The sequence below is a fragment of the Pseudomonas cavernicola genome, assembly GCF_003596405.1.
In the GTDB taxonomy this organism is placed as follows: domain Bacteria; phylum Pseudomonadota; class Gammaproteobacteria; order Pseudomonadales; family Pseudomonadaceae; genus Aquipseudomonas; species Aquipseudomonas cavernicola.
The window spans coordinates 507,232-528,995 of the sequence record NZ_QYUR01000008.1 but is presented as its reverse complement, the minus strand read 5'-3'; the positions used below and the strand labels follow the sequence as shown (position 1 = coordinate 528,995).

The following is a 21,764-nucleotide window of genomic DNA, read 5'->3' as shown; positions in this document are numbered from 1 at the left end:
GATTGAGTGCGTACGCCATGAACACTGCAAACCGCAAACCTCTGCCAGGCACCCAGCTGGACTATTTCGACACCCGTGCCGCGGTCGAGGCGATCCAGCCGGGCGCCTACGACACGCTGCCGTACACCTCGCGGGTGTTGGCGGAAAACCTGGTGCGCCGTTGCGATCCTGCGACGCTGAATGCTTCCCTGAGCCAGCTGATCGAGCGCAAACGCGACCTCGACTTCCCCTGGTTCCCGGCCCGCGTGGTGTGCCACGACATTCTCGGACAGACCGCCCTGGTGGACCTCGCCGGCCTGCGTGACGCCATCGCCCTGCAAGGCGGCGACCCGGCGCAAGTGAATCCGGTGGTGCCGACTCAATTGATCGTCGACCACTCCCTGGCCGTGGAACGCGGCGGCTTCGATCCGGAGGCGTTCGAAAAGAACCGCGCCATCGAAGACCGTCGCAACGAAGACCGTTTCCACTTCATCAACTGGACCAAGAAGGCCTTCAAGAACGTCGATGTGATCCCGCCGGGCAACGGCATCATGCACCAGATCAATCTGGAGAAAATGTCGCCGGTGATTCAGGTGCGCGATGGCGTGGCCTTCCCCGATACCTGCGTCGGCACCGACAGCCACACTCCGCACGTCGATGCCCTGGGCGTGATCGCCATCGGTGTCGGCGGTCTGGAAGCTGAAAGCGTCATGCTTGGCCGCGCGTCCTGGATGCGCCTGCCGGAAAGCGTTGGCGTCGAACTGACCGGCAAGCTGCAGCCGGGCATCACCGCCACTGATATGGTGCTGGCGCTGACCGAGTTCCTGCGCCAGCAAAAAGTGGTCGGTGCCTGGCTGGAGTTCTTCGGTGAAGGTGCCTCGGCGCTGACCCTGGGCGACCGCGCGACCATTTCCAACATGGCCCCGGAATACGGTGCCACCGCGGCGATGTTCTATATCGACCAGCAGACCATCGACTACCTGAAACTCACCGGCCGCGAAGACGAGCAGGTACAGCTGGTCGAGAATTACGCCAAACAGACCGGCCTCTGGGCCGACAGCCTGAAGGGCGCGCAATACGAGCGTGGACTGAGCTTCAATCTGTCTTCGGTGGTGCGCAACATGGCCGGCCCGAGCAATCCTCACGCCCGTGTGGCCACCTCGGACCTCGCGGCTCAAGGTATCTCTGGTCAGTGGGACGACGTTCCCGGCCAGATGCCGGACGGCGCGGTGATCATTGCCGCCATCACCAGTTGCACCAACACCAGCAACCCGCGCAACGTTATCGCCGCCGGCCTGTTGGCGCGCAATGCCAACAAGCTGGGGCTGGCTCGCAAGCCATGGGTCAAGTCGTCCCTGGCGCCCGGTTCGAAGACCGTTGCGCTGTACCTGGACGAAGCCGGCCTGACCGATGAACTGGAGCAATTGGGCTTTGGCGTGGTGGCGTTCGCCTGCACCACCTGCAACGGCATGTCCGGTGCGCTCGATCCGGTGATCCAGCAGGAAATCATCGATCGTGACCTGTACGCCACCGCCGTGCTGTCGGGTAATCGCAACTTCGACGGTCGTATCCACCCGTACGCCAAGCAGGCGTTCCTCGCTTCGCCGCCGCTGGTGGTGGCCTACGCCATTGCCGGCACCATCCGCTTCGACATCGAAAAGGATGTGCTGGGCCTGGATGCCAACGGCAAGGAAATCCGCCTCAAGGACATCTGGCCGAGCGACGAAGAGATCGACGCGGTGGTCAAGGCCTCGGTCAAGCCGGAGCAGTTCCGCCAGGTCTACATTCCGATGTTCGCCATCCACGAAGACACCGGTCCGAGAGTCGAGCCGCTGTACGACTGGCGCGAGATGAGCACCTATATCCGTCGTCCGCCGTACTGGGAAGGCGCATTGGCCGGGGCTCGTCCGCTCAAGGGCATGCGCCCGCTGGCGGTGCTGCCGGACAACATCACCACCGATCACCTGTCGCCATCGAACGCGATCATGCTCGACAGCGCCGCCGGTGAGTACCTGGCGAAAATGGGCCTGCCGGAGGAGGACTTCAACTCCTACGCCACCCACCGGGGCGACCACTTGACCGCGCAACGCGCGACCTTCGCCAACCCGAAACTGTTCAACGAAATGGTGCAGGAAAACGGCAAGATCAAACAGGGTTCTTTGGCGCGCGTCGAGCCGGAAGGCCAGGTCATGCGCATGTGGGAAGCCATCGAAACCTACATGGAGCGCAAGCAGCCGCTGATCATCATCGCCGGCGCCGACTACGGTCAGGGTTCGTCCCGTGACTGGGCGGCCAAGGGCGTGCGCCTGGCCGGTGTCGAAGCCATCGCCGCCGAAGGCTTCGAGCGTATCCACCGCACCAACCTGGTGGGCATGGGCGTGTTGCCGCTGGAATTCAAAGCGGGCACCGACCGCAAGACTCTGGGCATCGACGGCAGCGAAACCTTCGACGTGATCGGCGAGCGTACCCCGCGCGCCACACTGACCCTGGTGATCACTCGCAAGAACGGAGAACAGGTTTCGGTGCCGGTCACTTGCCGTCTCGACACCGCCGAAGAAGTCTCGATCTACGAAGCCGGTGGCGTGTTGCAGCGTTTCGCCCAGGACTTCCTTGAATCGGCAATGGCTTAAGCGTAACTCGGGGCTCCAGGCTTTTGTGGGAGCGGCTTCAGCCGCGATGCCTTTCGCGGCTGAAGCCGCTCCCACAGGGCCCGAGCCAGGCAAAGTCCAAGCGCGCGGCGCAGGCCTGCGCTGCGCAGCCTAATCAGGGCAACATTCCATGACCCACGTACCTCAGATCAAGATTCCCGCCACCTATATGCGCGGCGGCACCAGCAAGGGCGTGTTCTTCAGCCTGCAAGACCTGCCTGAGTCCGCACAAGTCCCAGGCGCAGCGCGCGATGCCCTGCTGCTGCGCGTGATCGGCAGCCCCGACCCTTACGACAAGCAGATCGACGGCATGGGCGCGGCGACCTCGAGTACCAGCAAGACGGTGATCCTGGCCAAAAGCACCAAGGCCGACCACGACGTCGATTACCTGTTCGGTCAGGTCTCCATCGACAAGCCGTTCGTCGACTGGAGCGGCAACTGCGGCAACCTGTCCGCGGCAGTCGGCTCGTTCGCCATCAGCAGCGGCCTGGTCGACGCCAGCCGCATCCCGCACAACGGCGTGGCCACCGTGCGCATCTGGCAGGCCAACATCGGCAAGACCATCATCGCCCACGTGCCCATTACCGACGGCGCCGTGCAGGAAACCGGTGACTTCGAGCTCGACGGCGTCACCTTCCCCGCCGCCGAAGTGCAGCTCGAATTCCTGGACCCGGCCGCCGAGGAAGAAGGCGCGGGCGGCTCGATGTTCCCCACCGGCAACCTGGTGGACGACCTCGAGGTGCCGGCCGATATTGTGAAAGGCGGCACGCTCAAGGTGACGATGATCAATGCCGGCATCCCGACCATCTTCGTCAACGCGCAAGACCTCGGCTACACCGGCACCGAGTTGCAGGACGCCATCAACGGCGACCCGAAGGCCCTGGCGATGTTCGAGACCATCCGCGCCCACGGCGCCCTGCGCATGGGCCTGATCCAGCACCTCGATGAAGCCGCCAAGCGCCAGCACACGCCCAAGGTCGCCTTCGTCGCGGCGCCCGCCGATTACCTCGCCTCCAGCGGCAAGCCGGTGGCCACCGGTGACGTGGACCTGTTGGTGCGCGCGCTGTCCATGGGCAAGCTGCACCACGCCATGATGGGCACGGCTGCCGTGGCCATCGGCACCGCCGCGGCGATTCCGGGCACGCTGGTCAACCTCGCGGCTGGCGGCAGTGCGCGCAGCGCGGTGCGCTTCGGTCATCCCTCGGGCACCCTGCGCGTGGGCGCCGAAGCCAGCCAGGTCGACGGCGAATGGACGGTGACCAAGGCCATCATGAGCCGCAGCGCCCGGGTGTTGATGGAAGGCTGGGTGCGCGTACCCGGCGATGCATTCTGAGGGTGCGCTACCGCTGAAAGCGTTCCATCACCAATGCCGTGCAGGTGTTCGTTCTTAGCTGACGGCACCGCCACCGAGAACGTGGAAGTGGAATGCCCGATCGACCAGTGCAGCGCCGAGATACTCAACCTGTGCAAGGATCAAGCGAAGCTTGAAGCCACGCCGGTTAACCGCTTTATGGATCTGTTCGAGATCTGATTTAACTGCCAAGGCCCCGCTCTGCGGGGCAACCCAGGGGACAACGCCGTGCTTGAAACTTATCTTAAACACGTAGCAGAACGTGCCGAACAGAACCTCCCTGCCCTTGCTCTCACAGCAGAGCAAACCGCAGGCCTGGTTGAGCTGCTGAAGAACCCGCCCGCTGGCGAGGAAGCTTTCCTCGTTGACCTGATCACCAACCGCGTTCCGCCCGGTGTGGACGAAGCCGCCTACGTCAAGGCCGCCTTCCTGTCGGCCCTGGCCAAGGGCGAAGTCAGCTCGCCGCTGCTGGACAAAAAACGCGCCGTCGAGCTGCTCGGCACCATGCAGGGCGGTTACAACATCGTCACCCTGGTCGAGCTGCTGGATAACGCCGAACTGGCTCCGGTTGCTGCCAACGAGCTCAAGCACACCCTGCTGATGTTCGACGCCTTCCACGACGTTGCGGAAAAAGCCAAGAACGGCAACGTCCACGCTAAGGCTGTACTGCAGTCCTGGGCCGATGGCGAGTGGTTCAAGAACCGTCCGACCTTGGCCGACAAGATCAGCCTGCGCGTGTTCAAGGTTACCGGCGAAACCAACACCGACGACCTGTCCCCTGCTCCGGATGCCTGGTCGCGTCCGGACATCCCGCTGCACGCCCTGGCCATGCTGAAAATGGCCCGCGACGGCATCGTGCCGGATGAGCAAGGCGCCATCGGCCCGATGAAGCAGATCGAAGCCATGCGCAACGACGGCTTCCCGATCGCCTACGTCGGTGACGTGGTCGGTACCGGCTCCTCGCGTAAATCGGCGACCAACTCGGTGCTGTGGTTCTTCGGCGACGACGTGCCGTATGTCCCGAACAAGCGCTCCGGCGGCTTCTGCTTCGGCAGCAAAATCGCTCCGATCTTCTACAACACCATGGAAGATGCCGGCGCCCTGCCGATCGAGTTCGACGTCTCCAAGCTGAACATGGGCGACGTGATCGACCTTTACCCCTACGCAGGTAAAGTCACCAAGCACGACAGCGACGAAGTTCTGGCCACCTTCGAAATGAAGACCCCGGTGCTGCTCGACGAAGTTCGCGCTGGTGGCCGTATCCCGCTGATCATCGGCCGTGGCCTGACTGAAAAAGCGCGTGCCGAGCTGGGTCTGCCGGCGTCCGATCTGTTCAAGAAGCCTGAAGCGCCGGCTGAAAGCACCAAGGGTTTCACCCTGGCGCAGAAGATGGTCGGCAAGGCCTGCGGCGTAGCTGGCGTTCGCCCAGGTACCTACTGCGAACCGAAGATGACCACAGTCGGCTCCCAGGACACCACTGGCCCGATGACCCGTGACGAGCTGAAAGACCTGGCGTGCCTGGGCTTCTCCACCGATCTGGTGATGCAGTCCTTCTGCCACACCGCGGCCTATCCGAAGCCGATCGACGTCACCACCCACCACACCCTGCCAGACTTCATCATGACCCGCGGCGGCGTTTCCCTGCGTCCGGGCGACGGCATCATCCACAGCTGGCTGAACCGCATGCTGCTGCCGGACACAGTCGGCACCGGTGGCGACTCCCACACCCGTTTCCCGATGGGGATTTCCTTCCCGGCCGGTTCCGGTCTGGTCGCCTTCGCCGCAGCCACTGGCGTCATGCCGCTGGACATGCCGGAATCGATCCTGGTGCGTTTCAAAGGCAAAATGCAACCGGGCGTCACCCTGCGTGACCTGGTTCACGCCATTCCTTACTACGCGATCCAGGCCGGCCTGCTGACCGTAGAGAAGAAAGGCAAGAAGAACGCCTTCTCCGGCCGTATCCTGGAAATCGAAGGCCTGGACAACCTGAGCATCGAGCAAGCGTTCGAGCTGTCCGACGCCTCCGCCGAACGTTCCGCCGCCGGTTGCACCATCAAGCTGTCGAAAGAGTCGATCACCGAGTACCTGAGCTCCAACATCACCCTGCTGCGCTGGATGATCGGCGAAGGCTACGGCGATGCTCGTACTCTGGAGCGTCGCGCTCAAGCGATGGAAGCCTGGATCGCCAACCCTGAGCTGATGGTTGCCGATGCTGATGCCGAATACGCTGAAATCATCGAAATCGACCTGGCCGACATCAAAGAGCCGGTGCTCTGCGCGCCGAACGACCCGGACGACGCCCGTCTGCTCTCTAGCGTGGCTGGCGAGAAGATCGACGAAGTGTTCATCGGTTCTTGCATGACCAACATCGGTCACTTCCGCGCTGCCGGTAAGTTGCTGGATCAGGTCAAGGGTCAGCTGCCAACTCGTCTGTGGCTGTCGCCGCCGACCAAGATGGACGCTCACCAGTTGACTGAAGAAGGCTACTACGGCATCTACGGCAAGGCCGGCGCGCGCATGGAAATGCCGGGCTGCTCGCTGTGCATGGGTAACCAGGCTCGCGTTGAGCCGAACTCCACCGTGGTCTCGACCTCGACCCGTAACTTCCCGAACCGCCTGGGCGATGGTGCCAACGTGTACCTGGCTTCGGCTGAGCTGGCATCGGTGGCTTCGATCCTCGGTCGCCTGCCGACCGTCGAGGAGTACATGGAGTACGCCGGTAAGATCGACAGCATGGCTGCCGACGTTTACCGCTACCTGAGCTTCGACCAGATCGCCGAGTTCCGTGAAGCGGCAGCGAACGCCAATATCCCGGTGGTTCAAGCCTAATAGAACCAATGCAATAGCGTGGATGTGCCGGATCGCATCGGCACATCCACTGTTTACGGCGACTGGTAGGTGGCGATCAAGGGATTGCCCGATGTCCATATACCTGCCGGGATGTTTCTACCGGCGCTCTGCCGGGGAAGGCGTCCATACCATTTGAATTACGACCAACTTGCACGTAAGACGGCAAGTGTTGTTCAAAAGTCAGACGATTACACAATCAGTCCGCAAAGCCGACCGCTGTATCCAATGTGCCGCCCCAGAAAGGCATGCCTGGAGGTGTTTTCCCAGCATTACGGATGCATCGCCCCTGCGTTCGCCAGCATGAGCTGGATATAGCCTGACTATGAAAGATCATCGGTATGCCCCATCGACTGTCACCTTCGGCCATGAGCCACAGGGTGGGCGGGCGACCCAGACTGCCAGTGCGGCCTGACCAATGGTCCTGCCGCATGCCGCAAAACGCCAATCTCGTCCCATACGGCCTCGACCAGGCGGGGGCGACGGTCATACAGGCGCAGCCCCACGCCCAGAAAGATTGGTGCCTCGCCAAAAGGCACCGGCAACACTTCGAAGCGCCCCTGGAACTCCGGCAAGGCAAATAGCTGCGCGACCTGGTAATCATGGTCAATCGCCAGGCTGCCGCGCCCCTTGAACAACATATGCGCCAGTTGCGAGGAAGCCCTCGCCGTATCGATCGCAGGAATCCCCATACGCGCGAGAAGCGCCTTAAGGGTCGTACGTCCCGACAGATAGAGCACTGGTTTAGCAAGCCCAGTGAAGCGTTGCCCATCCCACCCGGCCAGGCTGCCCAATGGGCGGTAGACCACTAGGCGGGTGATACCCAGAGCACGCCGTTGATCCGGTTGCCCGGAGCTGTTCGGAAAGGCCATGAAGGCCAGGTACTCAGGTGTAGCGGCAACCCCGGCGACAGCACTGAAGGAGCCCTGCTCCACACCAGCCAGACAACGGCGCCAGGGCAAGGCGACGAACTCCACACCCCATCCATGGTGCTCCACAGCCAGGCGAATAAGCCTCTGGCTATCGCCCTCACGGCTGGGAAAAGTGAAGGGGGGAAATGCTTCATCGCTGACGCAAACCGAAAAGGTCCCTGCTTGAACCGGAGCAACTAGGAAAACCAACATGCACAGCAGGCCGGTAAGGTGCAACCAAATCCGCTCTATAAAACGGCTTAACTCACTCCCCACAAGATAGGGCATCACACCCGAGTAACCAGTCAAACTCACATCGGATACTTAGGCTTCCGGGGACAAAACGACGGCTTTAGAAGGGCTTGAACCAGGTAACGAAGACCCTGAAGCCAACTCTTTCTCGCTCTGGAAAGCCCCCTCCCTTGAGAGGGGGGCTGGACTATGCAGCAAGAAGTGCGACAGCGCCGGAATCAGGATCAGCGCGCCGAGCATGTTCCAGATGAACATGAAGGTCAGCAGGATGCCCATGTCGGCCTGGAACTTGATCGGCGACCAGGCCCAGCACACCACGCCAGCCGCCAGGGTAATCCCGACCAGTCCCACCACCCGACCGGTGAAGGCCACCGCGTTCCGGTAGGCGTCGGACAGCGACATGCCTTGGCGCTGGTAGTGCAACTGCACGCTGAGCAGGTACAGCGCGTAGTCCACCCCGATGCCGACACCGAGGGCGATCACCGGCAGGGTCGCGACTTTCACGCCGATGCCCATGGCCACCATCAGGGCCTCGCAGAGGATCGAGGTGAGGACCAGCGGCAGCACGGCCACCAGGGTCGCGCGCCAGCTGCGGAAGGTGATCAGGCAGAAGATGGTCACCGCCAGGTAGACGTACAGCAGCATGGTGCGGTTGGCCTCGCGCACCACGATGTTGGTCGCCGCCTCGATGCCGGCGCTGCCGGCGGCCAGCAGGAACTGGCGGTCCTCGCTGCTGTTGTCCCGGGCGAACTGGTCGGCGATGGCCACCACGGCGTCCAGGGTCTCGGCCTTGTGATCCTTGAGGAAGGCAATCACTGGCATCAGCGAGCAGTCGGTGTTGAACAGCTCCGGGGCATTCACCGAGGCCTGCTGCGTGGCATAGTTCAGCACGTTCTGGTTGCGCTGGATGCTGTTCAGCTTGGGGTTGCCCTCGTAGGTGCCGGCGGTGATCTGGCGTACCGCGTTGACCAGCGACACGGTGGCCTGCACCCCCGGGTGCTGCTGCAGCTCCCAGGCCAGGCGATCGGCCAGGATCAGGGTCTGGTAGTTCAGGCAGCCTTCCGGGGCGGTCTTGATCATCACCGCGAACAGGTCGCTGGACAGCGCATAGTGGCTGGTGATGTAGGCGTTGTCGCGGTTGTAGCGCGAGTCGGCACGCAGTTCCGGGGCGCCGCTGTCGAGGTCGCCGATCTTCAGTTGCAGGCTGACCATGAAGCCGCCAACCCCCATCAGCAGCGCCACCAGCGAGGCGCCGGTGGCCCACTTGCGCGTGGTGAAACGGTCGAGCAGATCCCACAGCTTGCCGAAGCCGCGGTGGGCATCGGCACGGGTGTCGATCTTCAGCGCGCGCTCGGCGGCCTTGCGCCCGACGCCGATATAGGACAGCGCCACCGGCATCAGCAGCAGCGAGGTGAAGATCAGCACGGCCACGCCGATGCTGGCGGTGATGGCCAGGTCCTGGATCACCGGGATGTCGATCAGCATCAGCACGGCGAAGCCGACCGCGTCGGCCAGCAGCGCGGTGACCCCGGCGAGGAACAGGCGGCGGAAGGTGTAGCGCGCGGCGATCAGCCGGTGGGTGCCGCGGGCGATGTCCTGCATGATGCCGTTCATCTTCTGCGCCGCATGGGACACGCCGATGGCGAAGATCAGGAACGGCACCAGCACCGAGTAGGGATCGATGGCATAGCCCAGCCAGGCGACGATACCCAGCTGCCAGACCACCGCGATCAGCGAGCAGCCGACCACCAGCAGGGTGCTGCGCACGCAGCGGGTGTACAGGTAGATGATCACCAGCGAGGTGACCACGGCCAGGCCGAAGAACATCATGACCTGGATCAGGCCGTCGATCAGGTCGCCGATCAGCTTGGCGAAGCCGATCACCCGGATCTTGTACTTGCCCGTGCCCTCCTCACCCGCCTTGCGCGCGGCGCTGTCGCCGGCGAACTCGATCTTGTCGCGCAGCTGTTCTTCGAGCAGCTGGGCGAACTGATGGTAGTTGAGGCTCTTGCCGGTGGCCGAGGCCTTGTCCAGCAGCGGCACGATCAGCATGGTCGACTTGAAGTCGCTGGCCACCAGGCTGCCGACTATGCCGGCACGGTTGATGTTCTGCCGCAGCTGCTCGATGTCGGTCGCGCTGCCCTGGTAGCTGTCGGGCATCACCGGACCGCCCTGGAAGCCTTCCTCGGTGACTTCGGTCCAGCGTACCGCCGGGCTCCACAGCGACTTCATCCAGGCGCGGTCGACGCCCTCGGTGAGGAACAGCTCGTCGTTGACCTGCTTGAGCACGGCCAGGTACTCGGGGTCGAAGATGTCACCCTGGGTGTTCTCCACCACCACCCGTACCGAGTTGCCCAGGCCGCGCAGCGACTGGCGGTTCTCCAGGAAGTTCTGGATGTACGGCTGGCTCTGCGGAATCATCCTCTCGAAGCTGGGCCGCAGCTCCAGACGGGTCGCCGCCATGTAAGCCAGCAGCAGGGTGACCAGCGCCATGACCAGCATGAACAGCGGACGGTAGTTGAACACCAACCGTTCCAGCAGGTTGCCGGAGCGCCGATCGAAATCACGCAAGTCGCGGATCACCGGCATGGTGTCTTGCTTGATATTGCCCATGTCAGGGTACTCGCTCTTATTTTTTTAGGTCTTGTTCGACGGACAGCACACGTGTACCACGGCTACCGGCCAACACCAGCGAACCATCGGCTGCCAGGGTGGCGCCGGCCACCGGCGACTGCTCCTGTTGCGGCACCAACTGCAGTCGCGCGCCGCCGCCCTGAGCGACCAGCATGTGCCCGGCCTGGGTGAACAACCGGTAGTGGCCGTCGGCGTCAACGGTGGCGGCGGTGATGCTGACCTGCAGGCCGCTATCCAACTGACTCCAGGTGTAGCCACCGTCAGCGCTGCGGAACACATGGCCGCGAAGGCCGTAGGCGAGCACTTCGCCGGGCTGGCCGACGATGCCGAAGTAGCTGCCTTCATAGGGCGTTGCGAGGGCGATGAAGCGCTCGAGGCGGTCATCCCACTTGCGTAGCAGGCCCTGTTCGCCGGCGATGTACAGCGCGTCGCCGGTGAAGGCGATGGCATTCAGGTGCAGGCCCTGGGGGTTGTCGGTGCGATCCTGGAATGGCGTCCAGCTCTGCCCGCCATCGGTGGTGCGCAGGATCAGGTTGAACACGCCGACCACATAACCGAGCTGGTCGTTGGCGAACCAGACGTCGAGGAACGGCTTGTCCGCGCCCTCCTCGATCAGCCGCTGGCCTTCGCCGGCGAGCGTGGCCCACTGCTCGTTGTCCGGCTCGGCGGCGGCCAGGGCGCTGTAATGCTCGAGCACCAGCTCACCGATCTGCCGACCATCGAGCTGCTTGCTCCAGGTCACGCCTGCGTCGCTGCTGTGCAGCACCACGCCGTCGTTGCCCACCGCCCAGCCCTGCTCGGCGGACGGGAAATGCACGGCATTCAGATCGGAACTGACCGGCACGGCGGCCTGCTGCCAATTCTTGCCGGCATCATCGGAATAGAGAATGTGGCCACGCTGGCCCACGGCAATCAGACGCTGGCCGGCCCGCACCAGGTCCAGCAAAGGGCTGCGCGGCGCCAGGGCGCTCGGCTTGGCCGGCAGGTCCAGCACGTCGACGTAGCCGGCGGCCTGGACCACTCCCTGCAATAGCGCCAGCAATACGCCCACCGCCAGCAGCGCGCGCTTCTTGAATGAACACATACCGCGTCCTCTTGAGAAAACAGCGCCGGGGTACACCCAGGGTGCAGCCCGGCGTCGAATCAGGTATCCGAGCCGATCGGTCGGCGACCGAGTAGCTGCCGGTCGCTGCAGGATCACTGCGATGACCGGCCTGGACTCCTATCACACTGATTTAGCGGATACCGGCTCCCGCCAGGGACTCCGGCGACCACTGCGCCTTAGACAGCGACTCGCCGTACTTGATACCGCCGTGCGGGCCTACCATACCGTTGATGTTGTAGGAGCCACCGACCAGGTCGTAGATCATGAACGGCGAGGCATCCGGGGTCTGCTTGTCGTAGCTCTGGCTGAGGAAGGCGAACGAGCCCCGATAGAGCTGACCACGCGCATCGTACTGGTCGGAGGCCAGAGCCATCCAGCTGTCCTCGTCCAGGTAGAAGCGACGCTTGGCGTAGATGTGGCGCGCGCCCTCCTTCAGCGTGCCTTCCACGACCCACACGCGGTGCTTCTCCCAACGCACGAACTCCGGCGCCAAGTGATTCGGCGTGGTCAGCGCCTTGGCATCGGGCTGGTAGGTCAGCGCGTAGGTGTTGTACGGCACGATCATTTCCTGCTTACCCACCAGCTTCCAGTCGAAGCGATCCAGCGCGCCGTTGAAGACGAAGACGTCGTCGTAGGTGCCGGCACCGGCGGTCCCCGGGTTGGGCGTGTCGTAGGCCAGGTTCGGTGCCAGTTTCACCCGACGCTGGCCGGGCAGGTACTGCCAGGCGCGACGCGGCTGTTCCAGCGGGTTGGCCGCATCGCGCAGCATGATCGCCTCGCCGGCGCGGCGGGCCGGGCCGGTGTAGTACAGCTTTATCTGGTAGTAGGTGTCCTTGCCCGAGATCGGCTTGGACATGTCTTCGTAGATGGCGTAGTTGATGAAGGACTGACCGGCAACGGCCAGGGCCGGCACGCCAGCGGAGTCGACGTTCCAGGATTCGTACTTGCTCGCGATGTTCACTCCCTGGTAACGCAGCAGGAAGTTCCACATGGCCTCGGCGCCCGACTGCGGGATCGGGAAAGGAATGCCCGGCAGCACGTTGTCCACGGCCAGACCGCCTTCCAGCGGCTGGGCGTTGGTCGCGTTCTTCAGGGTGTTGTCCAGCACGGCCTGCGGCAACGCCACGCTACGGTGGGTCGGGTAGACATCGACGCGGAAGCTGGGGAAGCGGGTCGCCAGCTCGACGGTGGTGGCGGTCAGCTGATTCTTGTACTGGGCGACGTTCTTGCCGTCGATCACCAGCAGCGGCTTCTCGCCGGCGTAGGGGTCCGGGCGCATGCTGTCGCCCGCCTTGAAGCCGGCCGGCGCGGTGGTCAGGCCACCGGTGTAGGCCGGGATGGAACCATCGGCGTTGGCGGCCATCTCGGCACCGACCCCAGTCAGGCTGCTGCCCAGCTTGGCGGCTTCATCAGCGGATACGGCGGCCTGGGCCTGACCGGCAACGGCCAGGGCGAGCGAAGCGGCCAGCAGTGTGTGCACGAATTTCATCTTGTTGTTCTCCAGCTCAGTGGCTAAGAAATCGTGAATCAGAAAGTGGTTTTCAGGGTCAGGTACATCGCGCCACGGTCTTCCGTGGTGGCCCCGCCGCCCGAGAAGGAGGAATACCCCCCGGCGAAGCAGGTGTAGCGCTCGGCGCCATCCAGTGCGTTAGGGGTGGAGCCATCGGTGGCACCGTTGACGCACTTGTCGGCGTCGCCGAAGGAGTCGACGTACTTGAGGTCGACGAAATACTTGTTGTAGATGGCGGCGCCAATGCCGACGGCGTAGTTGCCGGTATCTTCGGCACCGCCGCCCTGGACCGGGGAAACGCCGTCGAGGCCGAGGTTGATCGACATCGGTGCGCTCAGATCGACACCCGGGAAAACCTGGTACCAGGTCGGGGTGAAGTTGACCGCCAGGCCCCAATTGTCGCGGGTCGCCTTGTCGATGCCGCGGTAGCTGTCCTTGCCCTTGTAGAGCGCCTCGTTCTTGCTGTCGAGGCTCAACAGGTTGCTGTAGTACAGCTCGCCCAGCAGGGTCGCCGCGTCGAACAGCGGGGTATCGCCGATCGCCATCAGGCCGTTGACCGTCCAGTGCAGGGTGTCGCCGGTGGCGCCGAAGCTGTCGCCGTCGTCCGGCATCTGCGCGACTGTGCCGGTGGCCGGACTGCGCGCCGGCAGGCCGAGGCCCGGGATGCCGGTGGCCAGCGCCGGACTGACCACCATCGGGATGCTCGCCAGCGGCATGCCGTGACGCACGTTCAGGTCGCTGGCGACGCTGACCCCGCCGATGTCCTTGGACAGACTGATGCCGTAGATGTCGATGTCGTCGACGTAGCCGAAACTGTAGGAGGTGGTGGCGATCGAGTTGCGCAGCGCCCCTACCCCGGCGCCACCAACCAGGCCGTTGGTGGTCAGGCCGCGGCCGTCGAGCACCGCCTGCGGGAGGATTTCCGAGGTGTTGCGGTAGTAGAAGCCGAGGGTGCCGTCCAGCCATTCCGGCGACCATTTGGCCATGAGGCCCCAGTCACCCTGGTCGTCCGGCTCGAAGTCATCGCCGCGGCGGACGGTGGTCAGGCTGCCGTTCGGCCCGGCCAGGCCCGGCCCACCGGTGTGACCGAGGAGGAACGACTGGGCGCCTTCGCCGACCAGGTCGGAACTGCCGTAGTAGGTACCGGCTTCCGGCAGACGGGCGGCGTCCCAGCGGAAGAAGTACTGGGCGGCCAGGGTCAGCTCGGGGTTGACGGTGAACGAAGTGGAGATCTGCTCACGCGGGACAAACAGCTCCTTGGCCTCGGTGCCCGGCGACGCCGCCAGTTTGGCCAGGTCCAGCCCGGACTGGCCGTAGCTGATCGCATGCACCGGGTTGAGGATCGTCTCGCCCCAGTAGACGTTGTGCTGGCCGGCCTTGACGCTGAACAGCGACTCCTCGCCGACCTCGGTGCTGTAGAACACGAAGGCGTCGAGGATCTCGCCGGACGGCCCGCTGTAGTAGCGCTGGGCATAGTTACTCAGGTGCGGGCTGCCGAACGCCGGGTTGCTGGTGCTGGGCTGGCCGACGATGCTCGAGAAGTCGTCGTTGCCGTTGACGAAGGGGTTGGAATTGGAGCCGGTGTTGTCATAGGCCTTGTCGTACCAGCTGGCCGCACTGACGCGGAAACCCATCTGGTTCTGGTAGACCACATCCAGTTCGGTCAACAGATCGACGCGGTTGGTGATATTGGTGCCGGACCTGCGGAAGTTGTAGTCGCCGTCATTGTTGTTCGGCGTACCCAGCATGCGCTTGTCAGCACTCTCGGTGCGTACGCCGTAGTTATATTTGACCGTATTATCGAAGCGCACCGCCCAGTCTTCACTGCCGGTGTCGACTTCGATGGCATGGGCGGCGGGCATGGAAGCCGCCAGGATGGCCGAAGCCAGTAAGCTGCGACGCAAGGGCCTGAGGTTGTGACTGTTTTTATTGTTGTACATGCGTTGTCTCCGCTTTTTATGTTTGTGGCTCTAACACTCACATCAGGTATAGCAAGGGTGCGAGTTTTTTTACTGATCCGACTCAGCCAGGGACTGGCTACTACGACCGGGGCGCGCGATCCGGTAAGAGTAGCGACCGTTCAGTAATCCAGTTCGCGAATGAAGTCCTCGGCTCGCACCCACTCGCCATAGCCAGAGGCCGGGTTGAGGTGGCCGACTGCGCCGAGGTTGACCAGCTGGCTCCCCCAGCCCTCGGCCAGGTGGCAAGCCGCCTCCAGGCTGGCCAGATGGTCGTTGCTGCTCGCGGCAATGATGCTGGGGAATGGCAGGCGCCCAGTGGGCAGCGGGTCCCAGCCATTGGCGCGCAGGCTCTCCGGGGTTGGATAGCCCTCCGGCCAGCTGGCCTGCAGATCCGGCGGTGCGGCCAGCAGAGCGCCCTTGATCGGGCGGCTGTATACGGCGGCCCAGTGCGCCACCATCAGCACCCCGGCGCTGTGTGCGACCAGGATCACCGGACCATCAATCTGTTCCAGCTCGCGCTGAATAGCGTCGACACGGGCCGCGCAGCTGAGCTTGTCAGCCTCCAGCGGTGGTACCGAACGCACCTTGCTCAACTTGGCTTCGAGCAGAGTTTGCCAGTGTTGCGGCACATGCTCGCGCAGGCCGGGAACGATCAGCACAGTGGCATGGGTTTGCAGCTTGTCCACATCGACACCTTTGCAGTTGGACCCGGCTCTACAGATAGCCGGATAGTCATTGAGGACAACAGTAAAGAGCGCTCACCCACACCGCTTCACATTTCACGTCAGCCATTTTTCATTTGATGACACGCGGCAAATGCCTCGATGACAGCCTTTCCGAGCGACCTAGCGGTAACGCCGCACTTGCCGGCCTTGAGGTACTCCCACATCTGCGCGAAGACCTGCGCCGGCATCTCCGGATGACGCACCAGATTGTGCGGACTGCCGATCAATTGCTCGCGACTGAAACCGCTGACGGCGACAAACTCATCATTGCAGTAGGTAATCCGGCCCCGGGTATCGGTGCTGGAGATCAGGCGCTGATCGGCTGGATAGATACACTCTCGACCACTGAGCGGCATGTTGATTCGCATCGTTACTCCTGCGCGTGGCACCGCGAGACTGCCTACCGGCACCGCACTCCGCTGCCACGGCCACGGAACGGGTCCGCAACAGCAGCGACAGGAGGTCGTTTACGCCGGTGGCCATGAGCCTTGGGGGTTGCCGTGCCGGGTGCCTTAACCCAGCGAGGTGGTCAGGCTTGTAAAAACGCACCGCGCCACCCGCTTAGCTTTAGCTGTCAGGCTCTTTTCATTTCATGACCGAGCCTTTATAACCTAGAAGACCTATTCGAGCCGCGCGGCCAACCTGCAGCCGCCCTGAAACGAGCCCCGCCATGACTGCCCAAGCCCGTTCCGCCGTATTGACCAGCTACCTGGAAGTTGCTCGCCAGTACGGCCTGAACACCCGTGCCCTGATGTCCCAGGCGGGCCTGAGCCAGGCCATGCTCAACGACCCCGAACAGCGCATACCGGTCGAGGCGGCCATCCGCCTGATGGAGGATTCCGCCCGTGAAAGCGGTTGCGAAACCCTTGGCCTGCGCATGGCCGAACTGCGCCAGCTATCGGACTTCGGCGAGGTCAGTCTGCTGCTCAGCCACCAGCACAACCTGCGCGATGCGCTGCAGGTGATAGTGCAGTATCGCCACCTGATAAATGACTCGCTGGCGATCTATATCGAGGAAGCCGGCAAGACGGTGCTGATTCGTGAAGAGGTGGTCAGCGAGTACCCCAGCCACAGCCGCCAGTCCATCGAGCTGGCCATCGGCGTGATGTATCGCTTCTGCGCCGCCCTGCTCGGCGCGCACTGGCACCCGATCAGCGTCAACTTCAGCCACGAGGCCCCGGCGGATTTGTCGGTACATCGACGCATGTTTGCCTGCCCACTGGAGTTTGGCAGCGAGTTCAACGGCATCGTCTGCCCCTCGACCAACCTGGATACCGCCAACCCGCTGGCCAATGCCGCCATGGCGCGCCACGCCCAGCGCTACCTGGACTCCCTGCAGGACTCCAGCGAACACTCGCTGACCCTGGACGTGCGCAAGGCCATCTACCTGCTGCTGCCCATGGGCCGCGCCACCATCGAACAGATCGCCCAGGCCCAGGGCATGAACCTGCGTACCCTGCAGCGGCGCCTGGAGGATGAAGGCGACACCACCTTCAGCGAGCTGATCAACAGCGTGCGCCGCGAGCTGGTGATTCGCTATATGGAAAACCCCGGCTACTCCCTGGCGCGCATCGCCGACATGCTCGGCTATTCCTTGCCCAGCTCCTTCACCCGCTGGTTCATCTCGCAGTTCGGCATGCCACCGGCCGCCTGGCGCAGCGAGCACAATATCGTCCCGCGCAAGCACAGCTAGCGCGTACTGCGCCCACACGGCAGCACCCTGCGCTTCATGCGTATTGGCCTGGTCAGTTGGCGGGCTGGCGCGCCGGGTCGGCCTGGGCGGCAACCGTAGACCGCTCCCCCGCCACCAGCACGGCCTGCGCCAGCTCATCGAGATCGGTGACGGCGCGCCCGAGATAGAACTCGGCGCCGCCATGGGTCTGGCTCGTGCTCTGGCGCAGCTCGCCGCGCACGAAATGGTAACTGCTCTGGATCTTGCGCAGCACGTCGACGTGCTCGGGATAGCGCGTCAACAAGGTATCGAAGCCCTGTTCGATGCTCCGGTCGAGCGCCTGCAACGCCTCGCCCGACGCTGCGGATAGCGCTGGCGCTGGCTCCTGGGCAGGCCGTCTAGCTCGCTGAAGACGCGCTGCATGACTCGCAGCGGCTGCACCAGCGCTGCCGGCTGGCCGAGCTGCACAATTGTCGTATCCAGGCTCTGCAGGTGGTAGAAAACCGCCGTCAGGCCACGCGGATCGGGCTCGCGCTCCTGCGGATTGAAATACAGCAGGGCACTGGCGCACAACAGTTGGCTGCGGCTGCCCAGCTCGCTCAACTGCTGAGCACTGCGGCCATCGGCCCAGGCAGTGAACTCAGCAGGCACAACAGGCACAACAGGCACAGCAGCAATTTCGTGCGCATCTTCCCTCTCCTCGATTTTTTGTTGTTATGGCGGGTGCTATGACGAATCGGCTCGGTTGCTTCGGTTTACTCCCTCAGTGGTGAATGAAGTTGGCTTGCGGTATGGCAAGCGGTTGCCGGCCCTGGGGTGAGGCGACACTACGCAAGGCAGGTCGCCCGCTGAAATAAAAAAACGGTCGGCTGCCGAAACAGCCGCCGTAAAGGTACCGGGGAACATGCGCCCCGGAAGAGTGTCACGCACCGCCATGGAGTAACGGTGCGCGGCTCTTAACGCAGGATCTGGCAGCCGGTGGCGGCCTGCAGATCCGAAAAACTCACGCCGGGAGCCATTTCTACCAGGCGCAGCCCCGCATCGGTGATGTCCAGCACAGCCAGGTCGCTGATGATCCGATCGACCACGCCGACGCCGGTCAGCGGCAGGTCGCAGCGTTCGAGGATCTTGTGCGCGCCGCCCTTGGCGCTGTGCTCCATCATCACCACCACGCGCTTGACGCCGGCGACCAGGTCCATGGCGCCGCCCATGCCCTTGACCATCTTGCCGGGGATCATCCAGTTGGCCAGGTCGCCCTGCTCCGAGACCTGCATGGCCCCGAGCAGGGCCAGGTTGATGTGGCCGCCACGGATCATGCCGAAGCTCTCGGCACTGTCGAAGAAGCTGCTGCCCGGCAGGGTGGTGATGGTCTGCTTGCCGGCGTTGATCAGGTCGGCCTCGATCTCGTCCTTGCCCGGGAACGGGCCGATGCCGAGCAGGCCGTTCTCGCTTTGCAGCCAGACGTCCATGCCCTCGGGAATGTAGTTGGCCACCAGGGTCGGCAGGCCGATGCCGAGGTTGACGTAGAAACCGTCCTGCAATTCCTGGGCGGCGCGCTGCGCCATTTCTTCACGGGTCCACGCCATGATCAGTTCCTCACCGTACGGACTTCGATGCGCTTTTCCGGGCTGGAGTTGAGCACCAGGCGCTGCACGTAGATGCCCGGCAGGTGGATCTCGTCCGGGGCCAGTTCGCCGATCTCGACGATTTCCTCGACCTCGGCGACGCACACCTGGCCAGCCTTGGCGCACAGCGGATTGAAGTTGCGCGCGGTCTTGTTGAACCTCAGGTTGCCAGCCTTGTCCGCCACCGCGCCCTTGATCAGCGCCAGGTCGGCGCTCAGCGAACGCTCCATGACGTACCAGTGGCCGTCGAACTCGCGGGTCTCCTTGCCTTCGGCGATCAGCGTGCCGTAGCCGGTGCGGGTGTAGAACGCCGGGATGCCGGCACCGCCGGCACGCAGCTTCTCGGCCAGGGTGCCCTGGGGGGTGAACTCCAGTTCCAACTCGCCGGCCAGGTACTGGCGCTCGAACTCCTTGTTGCCACCGACGTAGGAGGAAATCATCTTCTTGATCTGCCGGCTGTAGAGCAGCGGGCCGAGGCCGAAGTCATCCACCCCGCAGTTATTGCTGATGATGGTGAAGCCGCGCTTGCCGGTCTCGCGCAGGGCCTCGATCAGCGCCTCGGGGATACCGCACAGGCCGAAGCCACCGGAGGCGATGGTGATGCCGTCGTTGACGATGCCGGCCAGTGCGGCGTGGGCATCGGGATAGATCTTGTTCATGACGATCCTCTGCTTGAATGGGGCCTGCAGTGTCAGCGCTGCAGCACATAAGTGCCGGGGGCTGCGCACAGCGGCGGGTATTTGCTTGAACCGAGCTGCAACGGCGCGACCTGGCTGGCGCCCGAGCGCTGCTGTACCCACTGCCGCCAGTGCGGCCACCAGCTGCCTTCGAGGCGCTCGCCGGCACCTTGCAGCCAAGTCTCCGGGTCGCTGGCGCTGGCCGGGGCCGCGTAGAAATACGACTTGGGATTGCCCGGCGGGTTGACCAGGCTCTGCAAGTGGCCGGCGTTGGAGAGGACGAAGGTGCCGTCCTCGCCGAACAGCCGGGCGGTGCCGTAGCAGCCCTGCCAGGGGGTGATGTGGTCGGTGGTGCCGCCGATCACGTAGGCACCGACCTTGACCTGGCCCATGTCGATCGCTTCGCCGCCGATCTGCAGTTGCCCCGGGTTGCTGTAGGGATTCTGCCGCACCAGGTCGAGGTAGTCGGCATGCAGCTTGGCCGGCAGCCGCGTGGTGTCGTTGTTCCAGGCCAGGATGTCGAACGCCGGCGGCTTGTTGCCGAGCAGGTAGTTGTTGACCCAGTAGTTCCAGATCAGGTCGTTGGGACGCATCCAGGCGAACATGCGCGAGAGTTCCTGGCCGCTGAGCACGCCCTTGCGCCACGAGCTGGCCTTGGCCGCGCGCAGGGCCGCCGGGGTGGCGAACAGGCCGAGGGTGGTGTCGTCGAGGGCCGCCGGCATGTCCAGCACGCACACCGCCCAGCAGGTGTTGGCCACCTTGGCGCCCTCGCCGCGCGCCGCCAGCCAGCCCAGATAGGCCGCCAGGGTCAGGCCGCCCGAACAGGAGCCCCACATGTTCACATCGGCGCTACCGGTGATCTGCCGCGCCACCTCGACCGCCTGGTCGAGGCACAGCGCATAGTCGGACAGGCCCCAGTCACGGTGCTTGGCGGTGGGGTTGCGCCAGCTGATGACGAACAGCTGCACGCCACTGTCCTGGATCCACTGGATCAGGCTCTTGTCCGGCGACAGGTCGATGGCGTAGTACTTGTTGATCTGCGGCGGCGACATCACCAGCGGCCGGGCATGCACATCGGGCGTGCTCGGGGCGAACTGCAGCAGCTCGAACATCTCGTTGCGGAACACCACCTCGCCCTTGACCGTCGCGACATTCTCGCCGACCTTGAACGGCTGGCTGTCGACCTGGCTCGGCATGCCGCGGTTGTTCAGCAGGTCGTGGGAGAACTGCTGCACGCCGCGCACCAGGTTCATGCCACCGGTATCGACCAGCTTGCGCAGCGCCGTCGGGTTGGTCAGCAACAGGTTGCTCGGTGCCAGCGCGTCGAACAGCAGCGAGGCGATGAACTGGGCACGGCCCCTGTCCAGCGGATCGAGATTGGCCGAGTCGATAAAACGGCGCAGTTCGTCATTGCCGGCCAGGTGGCTCTGCATCAGGGCGCGCAGCAGGAAGTTGGATTGCCAGGCCGGGTCGGCGAAGCGCTTGTCCCTGGGGTTCGGCGCCACCTCGGAGGTGCCGGTGGCGATGTCGCGCAGTTCCTTGAGGTAACTGCCGAGATGCAGCCCGGCCTTGAGCGGCGTCTTGCCCACGGCCTTGAACAGGGAACCGGCAGCCCCCAGCAGATCGGCCGGACGCACGCCGAGCAGCGGGGTGCCGGCCAACGTGTGGTTCACCGCCGTGCTCGCCAGTTCGTGCGCCTGCGCATCGCCCACCGGTGCCGCATCTGGTTTTTTACGCCGACCGCCGCGGGCCGCCGTACGGGGCTTGGCCGGGTTTGTCGGGGGGCTGCTAGGGGCTTTGCTCATTGCAGTTCTCTTGGTTGGAGCCGGGAGTTCAGGACTTCACGCAGGTCGCGCAGGGCCCCGGC

General features: G+C 64.0%; 14 protein-coding genes and 2 pseudogenes. 5 read left to right on the top strand and 11 right to left on the bottom strand.

The genetic code is table 11. The features are described from left to right. Positions 1-17 precede the first annotated feature (17 nt). The 4 genes and pseudogenes from acnD (at position 18) to acnB (ending at position 6,807) form a co-directional block, all read left to right on the top strand. On the top strand, positions 18-2,609 hold the full coding sequence (gene acnD, locus D3879_RS24480) for a Fe/S-dependent 2-methylisocitrate dehydratase AcnD (RefSeq protein WP_119956785.1): 2,592 nt from the start codon (positions 18-20) through the stop codon (positions 2,607-2,609). A gap of 148 nt (positions 2,610-2,757) precedes the next feature. Continuing rightward, the gene (gene prpF / locus D3879_RS24475; RefSeq protein ID WP_119956784.1) at positions 2,758-3,960 is read left to right on the top strand and encodes a 2-methylaconitate cis-trans isomerase PrpF; all 1,203 of its coding nucleotides are present in this window, start codon (positions 2,758-2,760) and stop codon (positions 3,958-3,960) included. A gap of 17 nt (positions 3,961-3,977) precedes the next feature. Next, positions 3,978-4,158, top strand: a pseudogene (gene prpD, locus D3879_RS24470) (2-methylcitrate dehydratase); the annotation flags it as partial. A 48-nt stretch (positions 4,159-4,206) separates the two neighbouring features. Then, positions 4,207-6,807, top strand: a complete 2,601-nt coding sequence (gene acnB / locus D3879_RS24465; RefSeq protein ID WP_119956783.1) for a bifunctional aconitate hydratase 2/2-methylisocitrate dehydratase — start codon at positions 4,207-4,209, stop codon at positions 6,805-6,807. 374 nt (positions 6,808-7,181) lie between these two features. On the opposite strand, the gene D3879_RS24460 is transcribed toward acnB, so the two are convergent. From D3879_RS24460 to D3879_RS24430, 7 genes and pseudogenes are all read right to left on the bottom strand, one after another. After that, entirely contained in the window at positions 7,182-7,802 is a 621-nt protein-coding gene (locus D3879_RS24460; protein ID WP_147411228.1) for a hypothetical protein, read from the bottom strand. A gap of 258 nt (positions 7,803-8,060) precedes the next feature. Continuing rightward, positions 8,061-10,601, bottom strand: a complete 2,541-nt coding sequence (locus D3879_RS24455) for an efflux RND transporter permease subunit (protein WP_238474318.1) — start codon at positions 10,599-10,601, stop codon at positions 8,061-8,063. Between the two features lie 16 nt (positions 10,602-10,617). Next, the gene (locus tag D3879_RS24450) at positions 10,618-11,706 is read right to left on the bottom strand and encodes a WD40/YVTN/BNR-like repeat-containing protein (protein WP_119956781.1); all 1,089 of its coding nucleotides are present in this window, start codon (positions 11,704-11,706) and stop codon (positions 10,618-10,620) included. 151 nt (positions 11,707-11,857) lie between these two features. Beyond that, positions 11,858-13,216 carry a DUF1329 domain-containing protein gene (locus D3879_RS24445; RefSeq protein ID WP_119956780.1) on the bottom strand — a complete coding sequence of 453 codons (1,359 nt, stop codon included), beginning with the start codon at positions 13,214-13,216 and terminating at the stop codon, positions 11,858-11,860. A 38-nt stretch (positions 13,217-13,254) separates the two neighbouring features. Continuing rightward, the gene (locus D3879_RS24440; protein WP_119956779.1) at positions 13,255-15,177 is read right to left on the bottom strand and encodes a DUF1302 domain-containing protein; all 1,923 of its coding nucleotides are present in this window, start codon (positions 15,175-15,177) and stop codon (positions 13,255-13,257) included. A gap of 140 nt (positions 15,178-15,317) precedes the next feature. After that, on the bottom strand, positions 15,318-15,884 hold the full coding sequence (locus D3879_RS24435) for an RBBP9/YdeN family alpha/beta hydrolase (protein ID WP_119956778.1): 567 nt from the start codon (positions 15,882-15,884) through the stop codon (positions 15,318-15,320). A gap of 176 nt (positions 15,885-16,060) precedes the next feature. After that, positions 16,061-16,291: pseudogene (locus tag D3879_RS24430) on the bottom strand (PAS domain-containing protein); the annotation flags it as partial. 302 nt (positions 16,292-16,593) lie between these two features. Here D3879_RS24430 and D3879_RS24425 point away from each other — a divergent pair. Further along, positions 16,594-17,616, top strand: a complete 1,023-nt coding sequence (locus D3879_RS24425; protein ID WP_119956776.1) for an AraC family transcriptional regulator — start codon at positions 16,594-16,596, stop codon at positions 17,614-17,616. Between the two features lie 52 nt (positions 17,617-17,668). Here the strand turns inward: D3879_RS24425 and D3879_RS24420 are convergent, their stop codons facing one another. From D3879_RS24420 to D3879_RS24400, 4 genes are all read right to left on the bottom strand, one after another. Next, the gene (locus D3879_RS24420) at positions 17,669-17,941 is read right to left on the bottom strand and encodes a hypothetical protein (RefSeq protein WP_147411226.1); all 273 of its coding nucleotides are present in this window, start codon (positions 17,939-17,941) and stop codon (positions 17,669-17,671) included. A 610-nt stretch (positions 17,942-18,551) separates the two neighbouring features. Next, positions 18,552-19,181, bottom strand: coding sequence for a CoA transferase subunit B (locus tag D3879_RS24410; protein WP_119956773.1), 630 nt, complete (start codon positions 19,179-19,181; stop codon positions 18,552-18,554). Between the two features lie 2 nt (positions 19,182-19,183). Next, a complete protein-coding gene (locus D3879_RS24405; RefSeq protein ID WP_119956772.1) occupies positions 19,184-19,879 on the bottom strand; it encodes a CoA transferase subunit A in 696 nt (231 codons plus the stop codon). A gap of 32 nt (positions 19,880-19,911) precedes the next feature. Then, positions 19,912-21,702: an alpha/beta fold hydrolase gene (locus D3879_RS24400; protein ID WP_119956771.1), complete on the bottom strand. Its 1,791-nt coding sequence runs from the start codon at positions 21,700-21,702 to the stop codon at positions 19,912-19,914. Positions 21,703-21,764 lie beyond the last annotated feature (62 nt).

Coding starts and splice junctions, on each gene's coding strand:
- acnD (WP_119956785.1), top strand. CDS start 18: ATGAACACTGCAAACCGCAAACCTCTGCCAGGCACCCAGCTGGACTAT.
- prpF (WP_119956784.1), top strand. CDS start 2,758: ATGACCCACGTACCTCAGATCAAGATTCCCGCCACCTATATGCGCGGC.
- D3879_RS24455 (WP_238474318.1), bottom strand. CDS start 10,601: ATGGGCAATATCAAGCAAGACACCATGCCGGTGATCCGCGACTTGCGT.
- D3879_RS24450 (WP_119956781.1), bottom strand. CDS start 11,706: ATGTGTTCATTCAAGAAGCGCGCGCTGCTGGCGGTGGGCGTATTGCTG.
- D3879_RS24445 (WP_119956780.1), bottom strand. CDS start 13,216: ATGAAATTCGTGCACACACTGCTGGCCGCTTCGCTCGCCCTGGCCGTT.
- D3879_RS24440 (WP_119956779.1), bottom strand. CDS start 15,177: ATGTACAACAATAAAAACAGTCACAACCTCAGGCCCTTGCGTCGCAGC.
- D3879_RS24425 (WP_119956776.1), top strand. CDS start 16,594: ATGACTGCCCAAGCCCGTTCCGCCGTATTGACCAGCTACCTGGAAGTT.
- D3879_RS24410 (WP_119956773.1), bottom strand. CDS start 19,181: ATGGCGTGGACCCGTGAAGAAATGGCGCAGCGCGCCGCCCAGGAATTG.
- D3879_RS24405 (WP_119956772.1), bottom strand. CDS start 19,879: ATGAACAAGATCTATCCCGATGCCCACGCCGCACTGGCCGGCATCGTC.
- D3879_RS24400 (WP_119956771.1), bottom strand. CDS start 21,702: ATGAGCAAAGCCCCTAGCAGCCCCCCGACAAACCCGGCCAAGCCCCGT.